The following is a 23,738-nucleotide window of genomic DNA, read 5'->3' on the forward strand; positions in this document are numbered from 1 at the left end:
GCAGCGGGCGAGGGGCCGCCGCATACCTGCCGCGGCCCCTCGCCGTCGCTCCCGTTCCCGCTCCTGCTGCCTGCCTGCGCCGGTGTCAGACGGCGCTGTGCTGCTCTTCCATGCGCCGGCGCAGGCTCAGCGGGCGCATGTCGGTCCAGACCTCCTCGATCCGGGCGAGGCACTCGGCACGGGTGCCGCGGGTCCCCTCCTGGTGCCAGCCGGCGGGGAGTTCCCGGTCGGCGAGCCAGATCGAGTACTGGAGTTCGTCGTTGTGGACGACGAGGTAGGTCCGGTCGTCGCTCTGCTCTTCGGCCATCGGTGGCCTCCTTCTCGTCTGCGGAATCGGGGTCAGCGGCCCGAGGCCTCGGGTACGGCTGCGGGTGCGGCTTCTGCTGCCGTGAGGAAGTCGTCGACGGCGACGCCGAGCTGCTGCTTCTGCGCCTCCTCGTACACCAGCTGGGCGACGGCGAGGTCGAGCACACCGAGGCCGAACGGCGAGACGATGACCGTGCGTTCGGGGTCGCGGCGGAACGACGTGGCGCCGCCGACCAGTTCCCCGATCGACGCGTCGATGAAGTCGCGGTTCCCGGAGAGCTGTTGGGCCAGATCCGGGGAGGTCCGCTCGCGGCAGACATGGTCGGCGTCGTCGACGACGTTCTGCGCGTCGAGGAGCGTTTCCGGACGGATGTCCCGCAGCGAGACGTTGAGGACCGTCGAGCCCGGGCGGAAGGCGTCCACCGGCAGATACGGTTCTGCGGAGGTGGTGGCCAGCGAGACGAGCGAGTGCGCGGCCAGCGCCTGCGCCTGCTCGCGGGCCACGGTCACGGTGATGCCCGGGGCCTTCTCCTCGGCCGTGCGGACGAAGGCGGCGGCCCGTACCGGGTCCTGGTCGTACACGGTCGCCTCGGTCAGCGAGGGCAGCCGGGTGCTGAGGAAGTGCAGGATCTCCGCGTTGATGACCCCACAGCCGATGAGCGTGACGCCGGTGGTGCCCGCGCCCTCGTCGGGCAGCAGCAGTCCGGCGGCGAGCGCCGCGCCGGCCGCGGTGCGCTTCGCCGAGATCAGCGAGGCCTCGATCACCGCCTGCGGGTGGCCGTTGAGCAGCGAGCTGAGCACGATCACCGCGCTGGCGCGGTCGACGCCCGTCCGGATGTTCCCGGGAAAGGACGCGATCCATTTCATTCCGGCGGAAGGGCTGTCGCCGCCGATGAATGCGGGCAGTCCGATGATGCGGTTGGCCGGTGCATCGGGAAAGCGGAGAAAGGTGGAGTGCGGTAGTGAGGTGCGTCCCTCGTCATGGAGCCGGTACGCGTTCGCCACCAGGTCGATCAGTTCGGCGGAGCGGCTTTCGAGAATGCCGCTCACCTCGCTCTTGCGGACAATCAGCATTCCTGTGCCACCTGGCCTTCCTTGTCCTTCCAGAGATGGGTGACGTCACCGAAGTTCTCGCGCACCCAGTTGTCGGAGTAGATCGTGTCGAGATAGCGGTCGCCGCCGTCGGGGAAGATCAGCACACAGGTGGCACCGTCCTCGATGGATGGGCTGAGCTTCTCCAGCGCGGCGACGGTCGCCCCGGAGGAGCCGCCGGCCAGGATCGATTCGCGCCGGGACAGCCGTCGGCAACCGGTCACGCACTCCAGGTCCGTGATGTGGACGATCTCGTCCGGAGTGCTGGTGTCCAGCAGGGCGGGACGCACGGAAGCGCCGTGGCCCGGGATCAGCCGGCGCTCGGTGGTGGTCGGCGGACCGAACAGCACACTGCCGACCGCGTCGACCGCGACGACCTTGGTGCCGAGGCCGTGCTCGCGGATGTACTCCCCGCAGCCTCGCAGCGTCCCGGTGGTGCTCGCCGCGCAGAACAGGTAGTCGACCCGGCCGTCGAGCGCCTGCGCGATCTCGCGCATCGTCGAGCGGTGGGCACGGGGGTTGAGCGGGTTGGCGTACTGGTTGGGCCAGAAGGAGTGCGGCAGCGCGGCCACGAGTTCCCGTACCCGGCGCAGCCGCATCGGCAGGAACTCGCCGGTGACCGGGTCGGCCTCGGTGACCACCTCGACCTCGGCGTGCAGCGCCTTCAGCACGGCGAGGTTCTGGTCGGTGGTCTTGGCGTCCACGACACAGACGAAGCGGAGGCCGAAGTAGCCGCAGACCTGGGCCAGCCCGATGGCCAGATTCCCGGAGCTGGACTCGACCACGACCGAACGGCCGGGCTGGAGCCCGCCGTTGCGGATCTCCTCCAGGAGCATGCTGATCGCCGAGCGGTCCTTGATGCTGCCGCCCGGGTTGAACCGCTCCATTTTGGCGAATACCCTGCCGCCGAATCCGGGGACGAGCCTTTCCAGTTCCACCAGCGGCGTATTACCTATCGTCGAGAGTATTCCCTTGAGATGTTCTTCTGCCACGATTTACCCTTCGCCACCGCGGATCGTCCGGCAGACAAATGATGAAGGCGTGCTCTATAGCCGCTCTATACAGTTCCTGACCCCATGGCCAGTAGCTCCGCGAGGTCGGCACGGTCCACCAGCGCGATGGCTTCTATTTCCGCTCCGGGATCGTCCGTGGCCCGATCGAGCAGCCGCGCGTAACGCTGGGCGAACCGCTCGACGGTGCCGGCGTCGAAGAGGTCGGTGTCATAGCTGAAGACCGCGTCGAGCGTGTCTCCGCTCTGCTCGATCCGCAGCATGAGGTCGAACTGCCCCTCCTGCTGCGGGACTCCGATCCGGGCGACGGTCAGCCCTTCGTACGGCCGGGCGTCCCCTTCGCCGTCGGCGCGTACGGGGCCGAGCCGCGGCTCCGTGCGGTCCGTGGCGATCAGGGTGACGGCGGTACGGAACGGCGGGGTGCGCCGGCCCGGCGCGGCGGCCAGCAGGGCGCCCGGATGTCCGGCGTGCGCCAGGCCCTGGACGAGCTGCCGCTGGGCGGCCAGGACCGCGTCGCGCATGCGGTCGCCGGGCCGGAAACTCCCGCGTACCGGCACGGTGTTGACGAAATACCCCACTGCGGCCTCGGTCCGGCGACCCGCTCCGAGGGCGCCGCGGGTGGACATCGGGCAGCCGACCAGGGCGTCCGGCTGTCCCGAGTGGCGGAACAGCGCGGCCTGGAAGACGCCGAGGAGAAAGGCGAACGGTGTGACGTCCAGTGAGCGTGCGGCCTTCGTCAGCCGCTCGACCGTGCTCGCGGGCAACGGGAGTTCATGAGTGGCCCCGCGGAACCCCTGGGTGGCGGGGCGCGGCCGGTCGGTCGGCAGCTCGGCGGGGAGCGCGCCGACGCGCACCTGGCGCCAGTACGCCGCTCCCCGGGCGCCCCGAGCCGAGGAGAGGAGCCGTCGTTCGGCCGCCACCTGCTCGGCATGGATGTCCGGGCCGGCGCCCCTCGATACGGGGTCCGGGGTGGAGCCGTCGGCGAACTCCCGGTGCAGGGTGAGGAGCTCACGCAGGATCAGGTGGTGCGAGGCGTAGTCGCTGACGATGTGGTGGGCGGCGATGACCAGCACCGCGTCCTGCGCGTCCCGCCGCAGCAGCGTGACGCGGAACGGCGGCTCCACGTCGATCCGGAAGGCCTCCTGGGCGCACTCCCGGACCAGCGCACGCAGGTGCGCGTCCGTGGCGCCCGGCAGCTCCCGGACGGTGAGGACGTCCTGGCCCGGGCTGTCGAGCACGGTGCGGTAGGGCTCCCCGCCCGCACCCTCGCCGTCCCCTTCCGCGAATACCGAACGCAGCAGGGGATGCCTGGCCGCGACGGTGCGAACGGCCGCGGAGAGCGCGTCGCGGTCCAGCGGCCCCCGCAGCCGTACCGGCAGCACGATGGTGTAGGCGGCGCTCTCGGGCGCCAGCCGGTGGGCCAGCCACAGCGCCTGCTGGCTCGCCGAGAGGGGCAGGGTCCGATCGGTCGGTGGCATGCTGCGGCTCCCGGTGGGTAGGGCGGCCGCCGCGCCGGTCGGACCGGAGAGCGCGAAGGGCCGGAAGGCTGAGCGGAACTGCCCGCCGGAGTCGTCCGGCTGAACAGGCCCCCACCTTCCGGCCCTTGGCTATATCCGGGCTATACGCCACCGCCTCGGCTGCCCGCGGGTACCGCGGCCGGCGTGGGCTGTTCGCCCGCCGCGGGCGGTACGGTGTCCGTGCCGACGGGGCGGCCCGGCCACCAGAAGGTACGGCCGACGTCCAGGGCCAGGGCCGGGACGAGGACGGACCGCACGAGGAAGGTGTCGATCAGGACACCGATGGCCACGACGATGCCGATCTCGATGAACGCCACCTGCGGGGCCGTGGTGAGAGCGGCGAACGTCGCCGCCAGCACCGCGCCCGCGCTGGTGATGACGCCGCCGGTGGAGGTGAGTCCGCTCAGTACGCCGGCACGGTGGCCGCGGTGACCGACCTCCTCGCGGATCCGGTGGATGAGGAAGATGTTGTAGTCGACGCCGAGTGCCACCAGGAACAGGAAGCCGATCAGCATGACCTGGATGTCCACCGCCGGGAATCCCAGGACGTGCTGGAACAGCTGCCAGCTGATGCCGAGGGCGGCGAAGTAGGACAGCACCACGGTCGCCATCAGCAGCAGGGGCGCGACCAGGGCCCGGAGCAGGACGACCAGGATGAGGAAGACCACAGCGAGCACCAGCGGGATCACCACCTTGCGGTCGTGGGCCTGCGCCTCGGTCTTCTCCTGTGCCATCGCGGTGGGGCCGCCGACCTGGGCGTCGGCGCCGGGGACGGCGTGCACGGCGGTGCGGATGCGGTCGACCGTACGGGCCGCCGCCGCACTGTCCGGGCTGTCCTTCAGTACGGCCCGGGTGCTGGCGAGAGTGCCGTCCGTGGACTTCTCCGGTACGGCAACCTCGGCAACCCCGTCGATGCCCTTCAGCGCGGCGGCGACCGCGGGTGCGGCCCCGGCCTTGCTGATCACCTCGGCGGGCCTGCTCTGGCCAGCCGGGTAGTGGTCGGCGAGGAGTTCCTGGCCGGCGATCGAGCCGGGCTTGCCGACGATGAGGTGCTCGTCGTCGAGACCGGTCTTCAGGCCGAGCGAGCCGAGGGCCAGCACGGTGAGGACCAGGGCGGAGCCGATCCACACCAGGCGCGGACGGCGGGAGATCCTGCCGCCGACACGGTCCCACAGGCGGTGGTTGGCGTTCTTCACGGCCACTCCGGCGCGCGGCACATTGGGCCAGAAAACCCAACGTCCGAGGATCACCAGAACCGCCGGGAAGAGCGTGGTCATCGCGGCGAGACCGCAGATGATGGCGATGGCCCCGGCAGGGCCGAGCGTGTAGTTGAATCCGACGTCCGCCTGCGTCAGGCAGAGCAGCCCGATGCTGACGGTCGCCGCGGACGCGGCGATCGCGGGGACGGCCCTGCGGACCGCGGTCTGCATGGCCTCGTGCCGGTCCTCGTGGACCCGCAGTTCCTCGCGGTAACGGGCCAGCAGCAGCATCGCGTAGTCGGTGCCGACACCGAACAGCAGTGCTGTCACGACGATCTCGTTGCCGCCGCCGACCGTGAGCCCGAAGCCCTTGGCGAGGAGGTACGAGACGGCCTGCGTGGTGAGGAACGCGACGCCGACGGTGAGCAGGGGCAGCAACCACAGGATGGCGCTGCGGTACGTGATCAGGAGCAGGGCGGCGACGACGAGGACCGTGATGAGGGTCAGCGCGCGGCCGGTCGACTCCCGTGCGTCGGCGGCGTCCAGCGAGTTGCCCGCCGGGCCGGTGAGTTTGGCTTCGAGGCCGTCCGGCCGGTCGGCGGTGGCCCGGTCCCGTACCTTCTCCGCGTTGTCCGCGAGTGCGGTGCTGTCCTCCTTGTCGAGGGGCACGAACGCGGTCAGCGCCTTGCCGTCGTCGGACGGCCTGGCCGGCCCGACCTCGCCGGCCGCGAAGCTCGCGAACTCCTTGATGTCGGAGGCGACCTTGGCCTTGTCCTCGGCGGTCAGCCCGCTGTCCCGTACGTAGACGACGATGCCGAGGGAGATCTTGCCGTCGGCGAACCGGTCGGCGAGCCCGGCGACATCGGTGGACTCGGCCCCTCGGGGCAGCTCGATGGTCAGCTCGTCCTTCTCGATGTCCGAGAGCTGTCCGGCGAGGGGCACGGACGCGACAACGATGATCAGCCAGGTGATCAGCGTCAGCCACTTGCCCTTCCTTCCTCCCGGTAATTTCAGGAGCCGGTCGGCCCAGCGGTGCGGTCGTGACATGGGGACTCCTCGTCCAGGGTGTGGGATGTGCGGGGCACGGGCGCGTGGTGCGTGGTGCGTAGGGGAGCGGTTCAGGCGGCGGACTGTTCGGCGAGCGCCGCCTCCGCGTCGTGGCGTTGGATCCAGGAGGTGTCGGCGACGAGCGCCTTCATCTCCTGGCCGGACTGTTTGCGGGCCTGCAGACCGGCCGGGCCGCCGCCCAGGCGCTGCGAGCCGCTGTCGCGGCTGCCCAGCTGGACCTGTGCGGTGTGGGCCAGGCGGACCGTCTCGTACCGCCGCAGTGCCGCGGCGATGTCCTGCGGACTCGGGGTCTCCCCCGCATCGGCGACGCAGGCCGCCAGGACGACGGCGTCCTCGATGGCCTGGCTGGCGCCCTGTCCGTGATGCGGAAGCATCGGGTGGGCCGCGTCACCGAGGAGCGTGGTGCGCGCGGTGCTCCAGCGGGTCAGCGGCTCGCGGTCGCACAGCGTCCAGTGGCCGGCCTCGTCCGCGGCGTCGACCAGTTCCTGCACGGTGGGGTCCCAGCCCTGGAACGCCTTGGCGACCAGGTCCAGCTCGGCCGGCCGGCTCCAGGACTCGCGCCGCTGCTCCTCGTCGCTCTCGGGGATCACGGCGACGAAGGACAGCTGCTGCCCCGCGCTCACCGGGGCGGTGAGCATGCGACCGCCGGGACCGGCCCACACGTACATGTCCTGGGCGTTGAGCCGGGGCAGCCGGTCCATGGGGACGAGCCCGCGCACCGCGCAGGTCCCGGTCGGCACCAGGAGGTCCTGTCCGCCGGAAACCGCCGCACGCATGAGGGAGTTGACGCCGTCGGCGCCGATCGCGAGATCCGCCCGTGCGGTGGATCCGTCGGCGAAGTGGAGTTCCACGCCGTCGAGGTCCTCGGCGTAGCCGGTGCACCGGCTGTCCAGGCGCAGGGAGTCCGCCGGGAGCCGGGCGGCGAGCAGGGCGTGCAGATCGGCGCGGTGCACGGTGTAGTGCGGGCCGCCGAACTCGGTCTCCCAGGCGTCACCCATCGGGCGTCGGGTGAGGACCTCTCCGTCGCTCCATCGCCGGACCTCGAGCGCCTCGGGGCGTACGGCCACCTGGTGAAGGGCGTCCGCGAGACCGAAGCGGTGGAGGATCCGACTGCCGTTGGGGGCCAGGTGGAGTCCGACACCCACCTCACGGAGGTCGGGGGCCTGTTCGTAAACAGTCACCCGGAATCCTCGGCGGGTCAGGGCCAGCGCGGCGGTCAGTCCGCCGATACCGGCGCCGACGATCGCGATCCTGGGGGCGATGTGCCGTGTCATCGAATCTCTCTGCTCTCTCAGGTACGACCGTTGGTGTCCGCGGTGGCCAGCTGGGCCCGGACGTGGCTGACAAGGGCGTCGACCGTGGGGTGCTCCCACACCAGGGCCGCGTCGAGCTCCAGACCGAAACGGTCCTCCAGATCGCCGCAGAGGGCGACGGCGTAGACGGAGTCGAGGCCCATCGAGATCAGTGAGGCGCCGGGCGGGATGACCGCCGGTGGCCTTTCGAGGTAGTCGGCGACGAGTTCGATGAGCCAGTCACGTGTCGCTTCGGCGTCGAAGTCCGCAGCGTTCACGTCGGCTTCGAAGTCCACCGGGTTCGGGTCGGTCGTCATGCCTGCCTCTCGGTGGCGTACAGCGGGGTGAGCTGGTCGGACAGGTACAGCTCCCGCATCAGTGAGCGCTGGATCTTTCCGCTGGTGGTGCGGCGGACCTGTCCGGGCCTGACCAGCACGACGTGCGGGGCCTTCACGCCGAGGCTGCGGCCCATGGTGTCCTTGACGTGCGCCGCGAGGCCGCTGAGCCGGCCGGGGTCGGTCTGCCCGGCCCGTATCTCCTGGACGACGACGATCTCCTCGCCCTGACCCGCCGGGCCCGGGATGGAGAAGGCGCTGCCGGTCCTGCCCTCGAAGGCCGGGTCGAGTGCGCCGACCTCGCGTTCGATGTCGTGCGGGTAGAGGTTGCGGCCCCGGATGATGAGCATTTCCTTGATCCGGCCGGTGATGAAGAGTTCCCCGTCGAGGAGCGCGCCGAGGTCCCCGGTGCGCAGAAAACCGCCCTCGTCATCGTTGGTGGTGGCGCGGAAGAGGCGTGCGGTGGCCTCGGGGCGCTGCCAGTAGCCCTGGGTGATGGAGGGGCCCCGCACCCACACCTCGCCGATGTAGCCGTCGGTGAGCTCGTCCAGCGAGCCGGGGTCCACGATCCGTACGTCCATGCCGGCGACCTGCCCGGACCCGGCCAGGGTCACGGAGTCCTCCTCCTCCCCGACCGGCACCATGCGGTGCTTCTCCAGGGCGGCCGGGTCGACCTGGCGCAGCACGGGTGCGCGGCCGGTCGGTGTTCCGGAGACCAGGAGGGTGGTCTCCGCCAGTCCGTAGGCGGGAGCGAAGGACTCGTAGCGGAATCCGGCGGGGGCGAAGCGGCGGGCGAAGCGCTCCATGGTGGCGGCGTCGACGGGCTCGGCGCCGTTGGCCGCGCACACCCAGCGGGAGAGGTCGAGTCCGGCGATCTGCTCGTCGGTCAGCCGCCGGACGCACAGGTCGTAGGCGAAGTTGGGGGCACAGCTGATCTGGACGTCGTACCGGTCGATCAACTGGAGCCACATCGAGGGCCGTTTGAGGAAGGAGGTGGCGGTCATCAGGACCGTGGTGGTGCCGAGGTAGAGCGGGGAGAGCACGGTCAGGATCAGGCCCATGTCGTGGAACATGGGGACCCAGCCGCAGAAGCGCATGTCCGCGTCCCAGCCGAGCGCGTCGGTGAGTTCCCCGATGTTGTGCGCGATGTTGGCGTGGCTGACGATCACTCCGCGCGGATCACTTGTCGATCCGGAGGTGTATTGCAGGAATGCCACGTCGTCGGGACCGACGCCCGGATCGGTCCAGTTCCCGGCCGGAGCGAGGTCGCCCTCGTCCGTCACGGCGTATTCCAGTGCGGGAGTTCCGGGCAGGTCCAGCCAGGCCTGGACGTCGGGCAGGCTGACGCTGTCGGTCAGCACCACGGATGCCGCGCAGTCGACGGCGATCCGAGCGGTCCGCTCGGCCTGGTGGGCGTGGCCGCCCGGCACCGGGACGACGACCGGGGCGAGCCCCGCGTACAGACAGGCGACGAAGGACTTCACCAGGTCGAGGCCCTGCGGGTGCAGCAGCAGGACGCGGTCGCCGGGGCGGCAACGGGACTGGAGCCAGGCCGCGGTGGAGCGGGCGGCACGGTCCAGGCCGGCGTAGTCCAGCCGCTCGGGCGCGTGGTCCTGGGCAGCCCCGCGGAAGAACAGCACGGCGTCCCGGTCGGGAAGCTCGTCGGCGTGGCGCCGCAGCCTGCCGACCATTCCTTCGAATTCTGGCGATCCGGCTCGCATGATTCTGACACTCCCTGTCGGACCGACCGGCCCATTCATTTGGTTTCTCTGATTTCTCTGATTTCCCCGAATGAGGTCATGACTCATCGGGCGCAGCATGCCCGCGGGGGCTATACGGCGCCTATACAGCGAGAGTTGTCAGGAATTCAGATAGGCGAGGACGGCGAGAACGCGGCGATTGTCGTCGTCGGACGGTACGAGGTCGAGTTTCGTGAAGACATTCGATGTGTGCTTGGTGACGACCTTCTCGCTGACACCGAGCCGCCCGGCGATGGCGGCGTTGGAGCGGCCCTCCGCCACCAGTCCGAGAACTTCCCGTTCCCGTGCGGTGAGCCGGCCCAGGGGGGCGTCGGAGGCGTTGCCCGCCAGGAGCTTCACCACCACATCGGGGTCCATCGCGCTGCCGCCCGCGGCCACCCGGCGTACGCAGTCGATGAACTGGCGGCTGTCGAAGACGCGGTCCTTGAGCAGATAGCCGACCCCGCCCGAACCGTCCGCCAGCAGCTCACGGGCGTAGAGCTGTTCCACGTACTGCGAGAGCACGAGCACCGGGAGGCCCGGGATCCGGCTGCGCGCCTCGATGGCGGCGCGCAGCCCCTCGTCGGTGAAGGTGGGCGGGAGCCGTACGTCGACGAGCGCGATGTCCGGCCGGTGTTCGATCAGGGCGTCCAGGAGGGCGGGTCCGGTGTCCACGGCGGCGGCGATCTCGAATCCATGGGCGGTCAGGAGGCGCACGAGCCCTTCCCTCAGGAGGAAGAGGTCTTCGGCGAGAACAATGCGCACGGGATCTCCATCGTCGCCATCGTCGGTCCGCCCTGAGGGCTGTTCACGGCAAGTATGCCGTCGAATGCGGCAATGCGGCTCTCAATTCCGCGCAGCCCCGTTCCCGCGGATGCCGCGGCGCCACCCACCCCGTCGTCGGTCATGCTGATGCGCAGGGCGTCCCGGTCGTGCCTGATGTCGATCCATACCCTTCCGGCCTTCGCGTGTTTCGCCACATTCGTGAGCAGTTCACTGACGGCGAAGTACGCGGCGGACTCGACGGGGGCGTCCAGCCGGCCGGGCAGGTCGACCACCACATCGACAGGGAGCGGACTGTCCAGAGCCAGGGCCCGCACGGCGTCTCCCAGACCCCGGTCGGAGAGGACCGGTGGATGGATTCCCCGTACGAGGTCGCGGAGTTCGCTCAGCGCCTTGGAGGACGAGTCCCTGGTCTCCATCAACAGGGCTCGCGCCGCCTCGGGGTTGGAGTCCAGGAGCTGTTCGACGGCATCGAGGTTCATGCCCATCGCGACGAGCCTGGCCTGCGCCCCGTCGTGGAGGTCGCGCTCGATCCTGCGGAGCTCCGCCGCCTGGCTGTCGACGACGGCACCCCGGGTGCGGGTCAAATGACCGACTCGTGCGGCAAGTTCGGCGCTCGAGCGGGGACCGAGGAGGGTGCGGGTGAAGCGGCCGTGGGCCGTGACCAGCTTGGGTCCTGCCCACAGTCCCAGCCCGATGAACACCATGCCGACGAGGGGCATCAGCCAGGTGCGCAGACCGGTCTCGCCGTGCACATGGATCAGTCCTGCGTAGTGGTCGTCGTATCCGGCGGACACGAGGTCGTCCCAGACGAACGGGAAGACCAGGCCCTCCAGTCCGTAGACGAGCAGCGCCGCCGGCATGAGGGCGAGGACGGTGCCGACGACGGGGTCGGCGATCGTCCACAGCATGTCCCGCCAGGTGGCGGGGTCGGAGAGGAGTTGCCTGCAGCGTCGCCACCGGCCGAAGAAGCCGGGCTCCCGCGGCGGCAGTTCACGGTACGGCTGCGCGATCCGGACCCCCGACCAGACGTGGGCCAGCCTCCGGGACCGGTTCGCCAGCTTCCTCACGGCGGCCACGACCAGCGGCAGGAGCAGGACGCCCACGCCGAGGCCGAGATAGACCAGGGAGATCACCATCAGGACGAACAGGGCGAGCTGAGGCACCTTCTGTGCCGCCAGGGCCAGTCCCCGCAGTGGCGGCTGCCAGAGCTTGGGCGGTGCGGGTGTCGTCATCCGGGCCTCCTCGGTTCGGAACCTCTTGGTCCCTGCAGGCATCAGTCTGTCCTGCGACCGCTCCGGGAACATTGGGCCTGTCCCCCCTCTTCCAGGGGGGACCTAGGTCCCCCCTGGATGAATGCCTGGTCAAAGGCCCTGCTCGAGGACCGGGCCGGGGGTGAGCCAGGCGTCAGCGAGGGACGGCTTCGATGAGCGCGGCCCTGGCTCCCCGGTGGATGTCGGCGGTGTCGAAACCGCCCCGGTCCAGCAGGGCACGCCACTCCGACTCGGTACGCTCCCGCCCGCCGAGCAGTACCAGCATGTGCAGGTCGAGCAGCGCGGCCGGATGCCGGGAGCCGTCGTCGGGCACGACCTGTTCCAGGATGAGGAGCCGGCCCTGTCCGCCCATGGCCCGGCGGCAGGACTCCAGGATCCGTATCGCGCTCTCGTCGTCCCAGTCGTGCAGGATCTGGGCCAGGACATAGACGTCGCCGCCTGCGGGTACCTCGTCGAAGAAGCTGCCGCCGACGCAGTCCGCGCGGCCGTCGAGTCCGGCGTCGGCCAGGGCCTGCCGTGCCTCGTCGAGGACGTGCGGGAGGTCGAAGACGACGCCCTTCAGCCGGTCGTTGCCGTGCAGCAGGTCGGTGAGCAGGGTGCCGTTGCCGCCGCCGACGTCGACGACGCTGCCGACCGCGCTCCAGTCCCATTCCAGGAGCGGCAGGAGGCGCAGGGTCACCAGCCCCGCCTGTCCCTCGTTGAAGGTGCGGGCGGCCTCGGGATGGGCGGCGAGCCACTCGAAGTACGGACTGCCGTAGACCTCGTCGAAGCCGGGCCGTCCGGTGCGCAGCGCGTGGGTCGCGGCTCCCCAGGCCTCGTACGCCTCGCCGGCCATCAGGCTGGAGAGATGGGAGAGGGAGCCGGGGGTGTCGGTACGGAGGAGGGCGCCCATGGGTGTCAGCCCGAAGGTGCCGGGCTGCTCCTCGTTCAGGATGCCCTCGGCCGCGAGGACGCGGAGGAACCGGTGCAGGGCGTCGGGGTCGGCGCCGGTCCCGGCGGCGAGTTCGGCGATGCGCTGCGGGCGGTCAACGAGCAGGTCGGGTATGCCGAGTTCGCAGACGGCGTGGATGGCCCGGGAGACGATGTACCCCATGATCTTCTGGCGCAGCTCATGGTTGTGGCGCTGTGCGTCGTCCATCAGTTGACTCCTTCTTCGGACGTGGTGTCCTCGGGGGCATCGGTTCCGGCCTCGTCGCGCAGGCGCGGGAAGAGCGGTACCTGCGCGGCGGTCTTCAGATAGGAGGCACCGCTCGTGCCACCCGTGCCGGGCACATCGCCGATGATTTTCAGCGTGAGCCCCCAGTGGTTGCGCTTCATCGCCCCCCACGCCTTGTCCAGCCGCTCCATGGCCTCGGCCACCTGTGCCGCGCGGTCGGCCGGCAGATTCGCGGCGCGCGAGGCGAACGTGGCGTCCAGGCCTGGTCCTTCGACGACCACGGCCGGGATCTTCTTGCCCGTCGGCATCGGCTGCCCGGGTACGCAGAAGGCCTCCACCTGTCGGTACCAGCGTGACTGGATGGCGCTCCTGCCGTCCGTGTAGGCGCGGATGATGGCGAACGAGTCGATCGGCATACCGGTCAGGACGCGGTACAGGATGGGCGTGGCCTCGATCCGGGCGGCCCCGTCGGCGAGCAGTTCGAGGACGGCCGGCACGTTCCCGAGCTCCAGCGCCGCTGCCGCCGCCTCCACGTCGCGGGCGACCTGCTGGTAGATGCCCTCGAAGATCTGGATGCTGCGGATGAACATCAGCTCGTCGTGCAGCCGGGTGGTGGGAATCAGCGTGAGCTCCACCGCCTTCCGGTAGAGCACGGGGAAGCTTTCGGCCGTCGACTGGGCGGCCTTGCTCGCGACGGCGGCCAGGGTGTCGGCGGCGCTCTGTCCGGTCAGCGCCGTACGCAGCTGCGCCAGGTCCTCCGACTCGGCCGCCGCGCGCGGAAGATAGTCCGCGATCCGGGTGAGCGTGCGGGCGGCGGCCCGGGTACGGGCATAGGCGCGCACGTCGTCGGGCGCGGTCGCCAGCGCCTCCGCCTCGATGGCCACGAGGTCGGCGACGGCCACCGCGGTGAAGCCGTCGATGGCCTCGGCCCGGCGTCCGGGACCGGCCTGCTCGACGAGCGAGTCGAAGACAGCGGTCCCGATGTACGAGTCGTAGTCGCCGTCCGTCCGGTCGTACGTCATCGGCAGCCAGTCCGCGAGCAGCCGCTCCTCCCCGTACGCCGGGGCGCTCGCGGTGAGCTTCTCACCGACGGTACGCAGCTCGGCGAGCAGGTCGTCGTCGGCGTGATTGCGCCCTACGGCCCGGTAGTGGGCGAGCACTTCGGCGTACGGAAACGCCTGCGTCGGAGCCTTCGACCACCGTGCGAGTGCATGGCGAGCGGCCTCCGCCGAGCGTTCGGCCGGCCTGGCCCGCTCGACGGCCAGGCTCACCCCGCCGACGCCGCTGTGTCCCGGCCAGACGGTCTCCCCGGGGGCTGTCTGACCACCGCTGCGATCTTCTGTTGTGGATCCCACGGATTACCCCATATTCCCTGGATGCGGACGGGCCGCCCGCAGCTGCTCATCAGTCGGGTCTCGGGGCGAAGCATTCCGGGCGTGGCTATATTTCTTCGATATGCAGGGGGTGACGGCCCGCGGCTCGAGGATTTCACTATGATTCGGCGCCGGAGGGGATTTCTAATGGGTATTACCGCGGAAAGAAGTGATGGCCTCTGGTTCCGGCGGCTGCGGGGCACGGCCGAACCGGCCCTGCGGCTGGCGTGCTTCCCGCACGCCGGGGGCACCGCGAGCATGTTCCGGGGCTGGCGGCGGCTGCTGCCACCGGACGTCGAGCTGCTCGCCGCCCGCTACCCGGGCCGGCAGGACCGGATCGCGGAACCGGTCATCGAGTCGATGGACGAACTCGCGGACCGGATCACCGGGGCGCTGCTCGGCCTCCTCGACCGTCCGCTCGCACTCTTCGGGCACAGCATGGGATCCGCGGTGGCGTACGCCGTCGCGGCCAAGCTGTCGGCGGAGCACGGGGTGAATCCCGCGCTCCTCATCGTCTCGGGCCGGCCGGCGCCGCACCGCGTGGAACCGACGACCGTGCACCATGAGGGGGACGAGGCGATCATCGAATCGCTCCGGCGGCTGGGCAGTACGCAACTGGACGTCTTCGACGACCCGGACCTCAGGGAGCTCCTGATGCCGGCCCTGAGAGCGGACTACCGGGTCCTGGAGACGGGCAGGCCGCACCACCCGGTGGCGCTCGGCACCCCGATCGTGGCCTGCGCGGGCATCAGCGATCCGCGATGCGGCCTCGACGGACTGAGATCCTGGGAGGAACTCACCACCTCGTCGTTCACCCATCGCGTTTTCCCTGGCGATCATTTCTATCTGGAACCGTACGAGGCGGACCTCGTCGACTATTTTTCCAAGCATTTGAGGGCGCTTCGAAATTGAACCGATATCGCTTCAAAAATAGGAGCCCCTAGCGTTACTCCTGTCGCACCCGCAAAGCCTGACGAGGAGTTGGAAATGCTCGCCACCAAGACGGTTCCCGCCACCATCGGAGCCCTGTGCACCGCCGCGCTCCTGCTGGCCGGCATGGCAGCCGCCGTGACCACGGGCCCGGCCGCACCGGACGGCTTCCGGTTCGCCGCCGAGCAGCCGTGGAGCGCCCCCGGCGAGGGAGGCGGCGCCACGACGCAGGACGAGCAGCCCTGGTCGTAACCGCTCGCACAAGCCCGCCGGCCCGGCCCGCGCCCCCGTCGCGGACCGGGCCGGCGTTCGTCCGCGCGCGGGCAGGCGGGTCCACACCCGCCCACACGGGCAGCACGGGCAGACGGGGCACAGGGGGCTCACATGCCGGGTTCCCTGTCCCGCGCCCTCCCCGTCAGTTGTCGAGCAGCCGGGCGAGTTCGGCGACCGGTACGGGGCTGCCGGGGCCCACGGTCCGTGCCGCGTCGCCGAGGCGGCCGACGCGGCGCTGCCAGGCGTCGGCGCCGAGGTCCGTGAAGACCGCCCGCGCCCGGCCGAGCATCCCCACGCCCTCCCCGTCCCCCCGCGCGACGAGGATGACGCCGAGATCCACCCTGATCCTGGCCTGCAGGAATCGGTCGGCCAGATCCTCGGCCACGCGCAGCGCGTCCTGGAGGCAGCTCTGCGCGTCGTCGAGCAGCTCCTGCCGCCACAGCGCCTCCCCGAGCCCCCGCAGCGCGAACACTTCGCCGACGGTGTCGCCTTCGACGCGGGACAGCCCCAGTGCGGTCCGGCAGTGCTCCGCCGCTCTGGCGGGTTCGCCGTTACGCATCTGGGCCTCGGCCAACCGGTAGGTGTTCTGCGCCTCACCCCTGAGGAATCCGGCCGCACGGCTCATCGAGACGGCCTCGGCGCTCAGGATGATGCCCTCACTCACCCGCCCAGACTCCAGTTCGATCTGCGCCATCAGGCCGAGGACGTAGCTCTCGGACATCAGATCACCGACCTTCTTGAAGCCGCGCAGCGCCTCCTCGGCATGGCGCAGGGCCGTCCCCAACTCGCCCCGGAACCGCCCGCACAGAGCCAGATTCCGTCGTACGAGCGCGAGCCCGTGCTCCTCGCCCTGTTCGTCGAAGAGCTTCTGCGCGGGGTTCAGCCAGGCCTCCGCCGCCGCGTACCTGCTCTGGTAGATCTCCAGGGAGCCGAGGGACTGGAGCATCGCCGCCTCACCGATGCGGTCGCCGGTGCGGCGGGCGGCCTCCAGGGCGTGCCTGGCGCAGGTGCGCCAGTCCTCCAGGTAGTTGTGGGTGGAGAACAGGGTGCTGCTGCTCATCGTCAGGTCCCAGGCCTGCGCGGAGCGGTCGGTGCGCGCCGCCTGCTCGACGACCGCGACGATCGCGGCACGCTCCGACTCGAACCAGGCCATCGGGTCGGCAAGCAGGTCGTCCACCATCTCCTCGGGCAGGGACAGGCGCGGCGCGGGCCCGTGGATGATGGTGTAGTCACCGCCGTGCGCCCGCCGGTGTGCGGCATCGGCAAGAGACAGCCAGGCACCGAAGGCCCGGTCGAGGGCGGCGTCGCGTTCCTCCTCGGTCTCCTCGGCCTGCGCGCACTCCCAGCCGAACAGCCGCAGCAGATCCTGGAAGCGGTAGCGGATGGCACCGTCCGTGTCCCCGGTGACGACCTCCAGCAGCTGGGCGTCGACGAGTTGCTCGATGAGTGTCTCGGCGGTCGCCTGATCGGTGTCGAGGACGGCGGCGCCCACCCATGAGGTGAAGTCGGGTACGGCGAGCAGGCCGAGGCGCCGGTACATCCGGGCGGCGGCCGGCGGCAGTGCTCGGTAGCTGAGCCGGAATCCGGCGCGTACCCCCTGGTCGCCCTGGCTGAGTTCATCCAGCCGCAGCCGCTGGTCGGAGAGCCGGTTGACGAGGGTCCGCACCGACCAGTGCGGCTTGGCGGCCAGCCGGGCGCCGGCGATGCGCAGGGCGAGCGGCAGCCGGTCGCAGAGCTGACTGAGGAGTTCGGCGCCTGCCGGGTCGGCGGCGATCCGCTCCTCGCCCGCGACCTTCCGGAGCAGCCGGATGGCCTCGTCCTGGTTCATGACGTTGAGCCCGATGCGGCGTACGGCGTAGTCGCCGGTCAGCCCGTCGAGCGCGTCCCGCCCGGTGATCAGCACACAGCATCGGCCGTTTCCCGGCATCAGCAGGCGGACCTGCTGATACGAGGCGGCGTTGTCGAGCACGATCAGGACCCGTCTGCTGCCCAGGACGCTGCGGTACAGGGCGGCGCGTTCGTTCGGGTCGGTCGGGACCTGCGGGCCGGGCACCCCGAGCGCCCGCAGAAAGCGGTCGAGGACGGCGCTGGCCGCCGTGGGGTCGTCATGCTCGTCGTACCCCCGCAGATCCGCGAAGAGCTGGCCGTCGGGGAACTGCTCGGCGACCTGGTGGGCCCAGTGCACGGCGAGTGCCGTCTTACCCACCCCGCTCACCCCGGAGATGGCACCCACGGCGAGGGGCGCGTGGCCCCGCCGCTCGTCGAGCAGCCCGTCGAGCAGGGCGAGCTGAGCCGCCCGCCCGGTGAAGGCCGCTCCCCCGGCGGGAAGCTGCGCAGGTAAGGAGACGGTCGGCGCGGCAATATGGCGCACGGTCAGCTCCGGTGCGTCCCGCAGCACTTGGTCGTGCAGCTCCTGGAGTGCGGGGCCCGGCTCGATCCCCAGCTCCTCGACGAGCAGCTGGCGTGCCTCGCGGAACACTTCGAGCGCTTCGGCCCGGCGCCCCGACCGGTAGTGGGCGAGGATCAGGTGGGCGCGCGCCTGCTCGCGCAGCGGGTGCTCCTTGACCAGCCCGGCGAGCTCCCCGATGAGCGAGCGGTGCTGGCCCAGTTGCAGACGTAGCCCGGCCAGCTCCTCGTACGCGTCGAGGCGGAGCTCATCGAGCGTCGCCGCACCCTCCTCGGCACCGTTGATGCCGTCGAGCGCGGGGCCGCGCCACAGGTTCAACGCACTCTCCAGCACGGCCCCGGCCTCCGCGGCCTGCCCACGCCGGATCAACTCCCGCCCCCGCCGCACCTCTTCCTCGAACTCCAGCGAGTCGACGACATGGTCGCCGGTCGCCAGGATGTAGCCGGGATGTGCCGTGACGATGAGATCGTCCACATTCGCCTCGGACTCGAACGTCTTGCGCAGCCCCGAGACACAGATCGCGATCTGGTTCCTCGACGTCGACGGTGGACTCCCCTGCCAGACCGCCTTGATGAGACTGTCCACCGAGACGACGCGGTCGGGCGACAGCAAGAGCATGGCCAGTACGGTCCGCTGCCGTGCTCCCCCCACCGAGATTGTGCGTTCGCCTGCGTTGACGACCAGTTGCCCCAGGATTCTGAACACCAACTGCTGCGACAAAAAACTCCCCCGTCCCCCGTCCCCACGGATCAGTCTGACTGCATGCAATCAGACTGGCCACAAAAGAAGACCAAAAAGATCACAGAATCGTCGCGACCATGGAGGTTGCGTGGGCAATCATGTCAACCGGGAAGGGGTCTGGCGATGCGAGAAGGGAACGGATCCGGACAGTTTTCATCGACCCGGGAGTAACTTCATCCGGCGGGCAACACCACGGCAAAGAGGCCGAAATCTGGAGCCGAAGATTCCGTTACGTCCGTACGCAGTTCCGGCCGCCGGACGTTTCCCGGGCGCCGGTCAGCTCCCGTACCGAGCTCGTCGCACCCGCGGCAAGCACCGCGTCGACCGGGCGCACATCGCGCGTCACGAGGCCACCGCCGTGGCCGCGTCGGACCGGGGCCGTCCGTGCTCGCGCATGCGGTCCTGGACGTAGATCTTGGAACGCTGGTCGCGGGCGAACACGGTGTCGAGCCGGGTGAGGGTGCCATCGCCGACGAAGGCGGTCAACCCACTGGTCCGTAGCTGTGAGAAGCGCGTGGATCGCGAGTCTGCAGCCACGTCACCGGTCCCTCCACCGCGGCATGGAACACGCCCTGCTGGTCCGACCAGCGGGATACGGGGCAGACCGCCACTCCTGCCTGCTGTCGTGTGCCGCCACGCAGCCGAGTCATAGGTGGACGGGCAGGTGGCGGGGTCCGCGGAGCATGGCGTTCTGCCGGTAGGGGGGCGGGTCCTGGGCCAGGCTTGCCGTGCTCAGGTGGGGGATCAACGCGCCGAGCGCGGCCTCGGCCTCAAGGCGGGCGAGGGGTGCGCCGTAGCACAGGTGGATGCCGCTGCCGAAGCCGAAGTGCTGGTTGTCCGGCCGGGTGGGATCGAACCGATCGGGGTCGTGGAACCGCCTCGGGTCGCGGTTGCCTGAGGCCAGCGCCAGTACGACGGAAGTTCCTTGGGAAATCGTGGTGCCGGCGATGTCGATGTCGGCGTGGGGGATCCTCTCGCGCATGTGGACCGGGGGCTCGTATCGCAGTAGTTCCTCCACCGCCCGCGGCAGCAGGCCGGGTTCGCGACGAAGGTGGTCCAGTTGCTCGGGTTGGCGCAGCAGTGTGAGGACTCCGTTGGTGATCAGATTGACCGTGGTCTCGTGCCCCGCGATGAACAACAGCACGGTGGTTTCCGCGAGTTCCTCCTGGCTGAGCCGCAGGGCCGGATCCGGCTCGTTGACGAAGGCGGAGAGCATGTCGTCGGTGGGCCGGTCGCGGCGCTGTTCAGCGAGGTTGACCAGGTACAGCCCCATCTCCTGCCGGGCCTGGCGGCCCGTCTGGTCCCGTTCCGTGGTGTCTTCCTCGGGCCCGATGTCGGCGGTCGCGACGATGGAGTCGGTCCATGCCTGGAACAGTGACTCGTCCTCGCGCGGGACGCCGAGCAGTCGGCAGATGACTGTGATGGGCAGGGGGTAGGCGAAGTCGTCGACGATGTCGATCTGCTTGCGGTCCCGGAGTTCCTCGATCAGTTCCCCGGTGATGCGGGTGATCTCGCCGCGCATGGCGTCGACCCGGCCAGGGCTGTGCGGTGGGCCGAACGGGCGCATGGCCAGGGTGCGCAGCCTGTGGTGCTCGGGGTCGTCGAGCCGCAGGAACGGCGGCTTCACCGTCTCACCGGACGGGTACGGGGACGGAGCGGTGCGGATGCGTGGATCGGCACTGATCCGAGGGTCGTGGAGCAGAGCGGCGATCTCGTGGTAGGTGCCGATCAGATAGCTGCCGTCGGCCTGCCGCACCACGGGACCGGCCTCGCGGAGTTCCGCGTACAGCGGGTAGGGGTTGGGGCGGTTCGCGTAGTCGGTGATCCGTGCCAGCAAGGTCTCGGAGTCCATGGTGGCTCCTCGTGGTTGGGCGGGACGTGGGTCAGCGGGGCGGCTGTACCACCGTCAGCCGGCGATCGGGCAGGTGACCGGTGAGCGCCACAGTGGGGCCGTGGGACAGCCCGCTCGGGTCCGGCACGTCGGACGGAATCGTGATGTCGGCCGCGATCGCACGGTCCGCCGAGCCGGGCGGGGGCGGGAACGGAGCAGCCGTCTCGATCAGGTGCTTGTAGTAGTCGAGCGACTTGGCCATGTCGACGGTGACGGCGGCGGTGACCCGTCCTTGGAAGCCGTAGACCACGGCCAGGCGGCGCGCCTCCAGAGAGCCTTGGGCGATGACCACGTGGTCGGAGTAGGTGGGCACGCCCACCGACTTGATGTTGAGCCCGAACTGGGTCGACCAGAACGTCGGTACGGCGAGGTGCGGGCGCCGCAGGGGCCCTGGACTGACCATGTTGTGGGCCGCCACCTCGGCCTGTGCGACCGCGTTGCCCCAGTGTTCCAGGGAGAGCATCTGGTACCCGAACAGCGGGTGCGGGAACCGGGAGACGTCGCCGGCCACGAAGACGTCGTCGGTGACGATCCCGTACATGTCGAAGGCCCGGCACCCGGCGTCGCAGGCGACTCCGCGCGGACCCGCTGCCAGCCCCGACTCCGCCAGCCACTCGACGTTGCGGACCGCCCCCAACGCCACGACGCACACATCCGCGTCGACACGGCTGCCGTCGGACAGGTCCGCACCGGTGAACCGGCCGTTCCCGTCCCCGCGCAGCGTAGTGACCGTCACGCCGCAGCGCAGGTCCACGCCGTGGTTGCGATGCATGACGGCCGCAAGTTTCGACAGAGTGCCGCCGAGCGCGCCCACCAAGGGTGCGGGGCCGCGTTCTGCGACCGTGACCTCGATCCCCCGCTCCCGGCAGGCCGAGGCGATCTCCGAACCGGTGAAGCCGGCGCCGATCACCAGCACCCGTTTCGGCCCGGCGGCCAGTCGCTCGGCCAGCCCCCCGGCCTCGTCGCGGGTGCGCAGGGTGAACACCCCGTCCAGGGATGCCTCCTCCGGGTTGGGCCAGGGCCGTGCCCGGGTCCCGGTGGCGATCAGCAGCCGGTCGAACGGCAGCGACTCGCCGTCGGCCAGCATCACCCGCTTCCCGAGAGGGTCCAGGCCGGTGGCACGTACTCCCAGCCGCCAGTCGGCGTCCGGATCCCGGCGCATCGGCAGCCCCGTGGTGTCCGCCGGCACCTTGCCCAGCAGCACCTGCTTGGACAGCGGTGGCCGGTCGTAGGGCGGACAGGACTCATCCCCCACCACGGTCAGTGAGCCGATGAAGCCCTCCTCGCGCAGCGTTTCCGCGGCCCTCAACCCGGCCAGCGACGCGCCGACGATGACGATGCGGCCGTCCCGCAGATCACCGGGCACCGGCGCTCACCTCCTCGCCGACGAGGATGGCCTGGACCGGGCACGCCGCCGCGGCCTGGCGCACGCGCTCGGCCTGGTCGTCCGGGGCGGCCGGGGCGTACAGCAACCCCTCGTCACCGTGCAGCTCGAACACCTCCGGCGCGAGGAAGACGCATTGCGCATAGCCCTGGCAGCGCGTGAGGTCCACAACGATCTGCATGGCTGGTCACTCCCTGAGTCGTACCGGCGTCCCCTTCCCTTTCTACGCCGGTATCGCACCGGACGCTCTTCACGACCGGACCGCCTACGCGGAAGTGGTCCGCACCACCGCCCCCGAGGGCGCCGCCACGTGGATGACGGTGCGGTCCGACCTCGATCGAGTCGATCAACGCCCGGCTGTCCGTCGATGTGGAGACCGGCGAGCGCGTGGACGTGCTGCCCGGCCGCATCGCGGAGACGCTCATGGCCTGGCTGCGCGATCATCCCGTAAGGGGATCGCCTGCCGGCTGGTCGAGCAGCCGCTCGACCCGTTGGGCCAGTGGCGTGACGTGGGCGACCCTCATCGATGAGGGCGCGTTGCTGAGGAGCTGTTCGGGTGATTCGCCGAGGAGGCCGTCGGCCAGTCCGTGACCGCGCTCATGCGTGAGGTCGCCGCCGACGACGAATGGCGGCGAGAAGGTCCTCGGAGACGGCCGGGGCGCCGCATCTGCTCCGTCTCGTACTTCCGCTTGGAGGCGCGTCGCGCGCTTCCCGCCCACTCGGTCACACCGCGTCTGCCACCCGGCCCCAGAACCAGTACAGACTCACGATCACGATGGGCGCGGCCATCGCGGGCAGGGCCCAGCGGTGTGCGGGAGTCCGGCGAAGGAGGACCAGCAGCGGGAACACCACGGCGATGATGCCCAATTGCACCGCCTCGATACCGGCGTTGAAGCTCAGCAGCGACAGCAGCAGTTCCCAGGACGGGTTCTCGTCGATGCCGAGCGCGCCGGCGAAGCCCAGACCGTGGACGAGTCCGAACAGGAACACGACCGGCAGCCGCCAGCGCCCGGCCCCCTCACGTTCGCGCAGGGCGACGTTGGCCAGGGCCACGACGGCGATGGAGGCGGCGATGACGGGCTCCACGACCGATCCCGGCACGTTCACGACGCCCGTGGCCGCCAGGAGGAACGTGACGCTGTGCGCGACCGTGAAGGCGGTCGCCGCGAGAACGATGTCGCGCAGGCCGCGGGCGCCGATGAGCAGCGACAGCAGGAAGAGGATGTGGTCCAGGCCGAACAGCAGGTGCTCGGTGCCGAGCAGGAAGAACTCCACGATCTGGTGCGACTCGTGGTGTCCGCCGGTCTCCAGGGTCGGTTCGGCGGCGGACAGGACCTGGGAGCCCCTCTGCCCGTCCATGTCGTAGTGGACGATCGTCTCGGCGCTGTGGACGAAACTCTCGGTGTCGGGGAACAGGGCGCTGGAGATCGTGTAGGTGCCGTCGGGGCCGCCCGCGCAGGCGTAGGCCAGGGTGAGGACGGCGAACGGCCGGTTGCCGCGGGTGCGGATGTCCGCGTCGCCGGCACGGCGGGGTGTGCAGACCTTGCCGTCGTGGGTGACGGCGAAGCGTCCCGTGACGTACTCGGTCACCGCGCCGGCATGGGTGTGGAGCTGGTGCAGCTGCTCTGCGCGGTCCTTCGCCTCGTATGCCTCGGCGTAGAGCCAGGCCGACTTCATGAGCAGGTCGTATTCGAGGTCCAGGGTCGCCTCGACACGGGCTCCGGTGCCCTCCACCTCGACGTACGCGGTTGAGGTCACGTCGTGCGCGGCGGCAGGGGACGGATGGGCGAGGCCGACGGCGAGCACGGCCACCAGGGCCGCGACGGTGGTGAGGAGCGCGGCGGACAGCCGGCGCGGCGGGAGCCGGGGCAGCCAGGAGGAGGACGGGAGCGTTGGCAGTGGTGTTGGCGTGGGCACGGGGGCGGGACGCATGGAGGTCTCGGTTCTCGCTGTCGAGGGGGCGAACGG

20 protein-coding genes are annotated in these 23,738 nt (G+C 70.4%); 2 read left to right on the forward strand and 18 right to left on the reverse strand.

What is annotated here, in order from left to right:
• Window positions 1-85: 85 nt before the first annotated feature.
• The 12 genes from OG972_RS10815 to OG972_RS10870 all read right to left on the reverse strand — a co-directional run bounded on the left by OG972_RS10815 (window position 86) and on the right by OG972_RS10870 (window position 14,126).
• The gene (locus OG972_RS10815) at window positions 86-307 is read right to left on the reverse strand and encodes an MbtH family NRPS accessory protein (protein WP_266980505.1); all 222 of its coding nucleotides are present in this window, start codon (window positions 305-307) and stop codon (window positions 86-88) included.
• A gap of 32 nt (window positions 308-339) precedes the next feature.
• On the reverse strand, window positions 340-1,380 hold the full coding sequence (gene sbnB, locus OG972_RS10820; RefSeq protein ID WP_266980506.1) for a 2,3-diaminopropionate biosynthesis protein SbnB: 1,041 nt from the start codon (window positions 1,378-1,380) through the stop codon (window positions 340-342).
• Entirely contained in the window at window positions 1,374-2,354 is a 981-nt protein-coding gene (sbnA, locus tag OG972_RS10825; RefSeq protein WP_266990398.1) for a 2,3-diaminopropionate biosynthesis protein SbnA, read from the reverse strand. Before sbnA ends, sbnB begins: the two co-directional genes overlap by 7 nt.
• A 101-nt stretch (window positions 2,355-2,455) precedes the next feature.
• On the reverse strand, window positions 2,456-3,886 hold the full coding sequence (locus OG972_RS10830; protein WP_266980508.1) for a condensation domain-containing protein: 1,431 nt from the start codon (window positions 3,884-3,886) through the stop codon (window positions 2,456-2,458).
• Window positions 3,887-4,026: 140 nt separating this feature from the next.
• Window positions 4,027-6,171: an MMPL family transporter gene (locus tag OG972_RS10835; protein ID WP_266980510.1), complete on the reverse strand. Its 2,145-nt coding sequence runs from the start codon at window positions 6,169-6,171 to the stop codon at window positions 4,027-4,029.
• Between the two features lie 71 nt (window positions 6,172-6,242).
• A complete protein-coding gene (locus OG972_RS10840; protein WP_266980512.1) occupies window positions 6,243-7,466 on the reverse strand; it encodes an FAD-dependent oxidoreductase in 1,224 nt (407 codons plus the stop codon).
• Between the two features lie 17 nt (window positions 7,467-7,483).
• The gene (locus OG972_RS10845) at window positions 7,484-7,801 is read right to left on the reverse strand and encodes an acyl carrier protein (protein WP_266980514.1); all 318 of its coding nucleotides are present in this window, start codon (window positions 7,799-7,801) and stop codon (window positions 7,484-7,486) included.
• Entirely contained in the window at window positions 7,798-9,540 is a 1,743-nt protein-coding gene (locus OG972_RS10850) for a fatty acyl-AMP ligase (RefSeq protein ID WP_266980516.1), read from the reverse strand. The genes OG972_RS10845 and OG972_RS10850 overlap by 4 nt, the downstream gene beginning before the upstream one ends.
• Window positions 9,541-9,678: 138 nt before the next feature.
• Window positions 9,679-10,323 (reverse strand): response regulator transcription factor, encoded by a 645-nt coding sequence (locus OG972_RS10855; protein ID WP_266980518.1) that lies wholly within the window; start codon window positions 10,321-10,323, stop codon window positions 9,679-9,681.
• Window positions 10,287-11,576 (reverse strand): sensor histidine kinase, encoded by a 1,290-nt coding sequence (locus tag OG972_RS10860; RefSeq protein WP_266980520.1) that lies wholly within the window; start codon window positions 11,574-11,576, stop codon window positions 10,287-10,289. The genes OG972_RS10855 and OG972_RS10860 overlap by 37 nt, the downstream gene beginning before the upstream one ends.
• 172 nt (window positions 11,577-11,748) lie before the next feature.
• A complete protein-coding gene (locus OG972_RS10865; RefSeq protein ID WP_266980522.1) occupies window positions 11,749-12,753 on the reverse strand; it encodes a methyltransferase in 1,005 nt (334 codons plus the stop codon).
• Window positions 12,753-14,126, reverse strand: a complete 1,374-nt coding sequence (locus tag OG972_RS10870; protein ID WP_266980524.1) for a hypothetical protein — start codon at window positions 14,124-14,126, stop codon at window positions 12,753-12,755. The genes OG972_RS10865 and OG972_RS10870 overlap by 1 nt, the downstream gene beginning before the upstream one ends.
• A gap of 165 nt (window positions 14,127-14,291) precedes the next feature.
• Here OG972_RS10870 and OG972_RS10875 point away from each other — a divergent pair, with 165 nt between their 5' ends.
• Both OG972_RS10875 and OG972_RS10880 read left to right on the forward strand, forming a co-directional pair.
• The gene (locus OG972_RS10875; RefSeq protein WP_266980526.1) at window positions 14,292-15,056 is read left to right on the forward strand and encodes a thioesterase II family protein; all 765 of its coding nucleotides are present in this window, start codon (window positions 14,292-14,294) and stop codon (window positions 15,054-15,056) included.
• Window positions 15,057-15,131: 75 nt separating this feature from the next.
• Window positions 15,132-15,326, forward strand: coding sequence for a hypothetical protein (locus OG972_RS10880; protein WP_266980528.1), 195 nt, complete (start codon window positions 15,132-15,134; stop codon window positions 15,324-15,326).
• Between the two features lie 163 nt (window positions 15,327-15,489).
• Here OG972_RS10880 and OG972_RS10885 read toward each other — a convergent pair whose 3' ends face one another.
• From OG972_RS10885 to OG972_RS10910, 6 genes are all read right to left on the reverse strand, one after another.
• Window positions 15,490-18,459, reverse strand: coding sequence for a BTAD domain-containing putative transcriptional regulator (locus tag OG972_RS10885; protein WP_266990400.1), 2,970 nt, complete (start codon window positions 18,457-18,459; stop codon window positions 15,490-15,492).
• A gap of 378 nt (window positions 18,460-18,837) precedes the next feature.
• On the reverse strand, window positions 18,838-18,981 hold the full coding sequence (locus tag OG972_RS10890; protein WP_266980530.1) for a hypothetical protein: 144 nt from the start codon (window positions 18,979-18,981) through the stop codon (window positions 18,838-18,840).
• A gap of 160 nt (window positions 18,982-19,141) precedes the next feature.
• On the reverse strand, window positions 19,142-20,347 hold the full coding sequence (locus tag OG972_RS10895) for a cytochrome P450 (protein ID WP_266980532.1): 1,206 nt from the start codon (window positions 20,345-20,347) through the stop codon (window positions 19,142-19,144).
• 31 nt (window positions 20,348-20,378) lie between these two features.
• Window positions 20,379-21,752 (reverse strand): NAD(P)/FAD-dependent oxidoreductase, encoded by a 1,374-nt coding sequence (locus OG972_RS10900; RefSeq protein ID WP_266980534.1) that lies wholly within the window; start codon window positions 21,750-21,752, stop codon window positions 20,379-20,381.
• Window positions 21,742-21,951, reverse strand: coding sequence for a ferredoxin (locus tag OG972_RS10905; protein WP_266980536.1), 210 nt, complete (start codon window positions 21,949-21,951; stop codon window positions 21,742-21,744). The genes OG972_RS10900 and OG972_RS10905 overlap by 11 nt, the downstream gene beginning before the upstream one ends.
• A gap of 542 nt (window positions 21,952-22,493) precedes the next feature.
• Window positions 22,494-23,702: a HupE/UreJ family protein gene (locus OG972_RS10910; RefSeq protein WP_266980537.1), complete on the reverse strand. Its 1,209-nt coding sequence runs from the start codon at window positions 23,700-23,702 to the stop codon at window positions 22,494-22,496.
• Window positions 23,703-23,738 lie beyond the last annotated feature (36 nt).

Origin of the sequence: Streptomyces sp. NBC_01669 (assembly GCF_026339735.1) — a bacterium.
GTDB lineage: Bacteria > Actinomycetota > Actinomycetes > Streptomycetales > Streptomycetaceae > Streptomyces > Streptomyces yanii.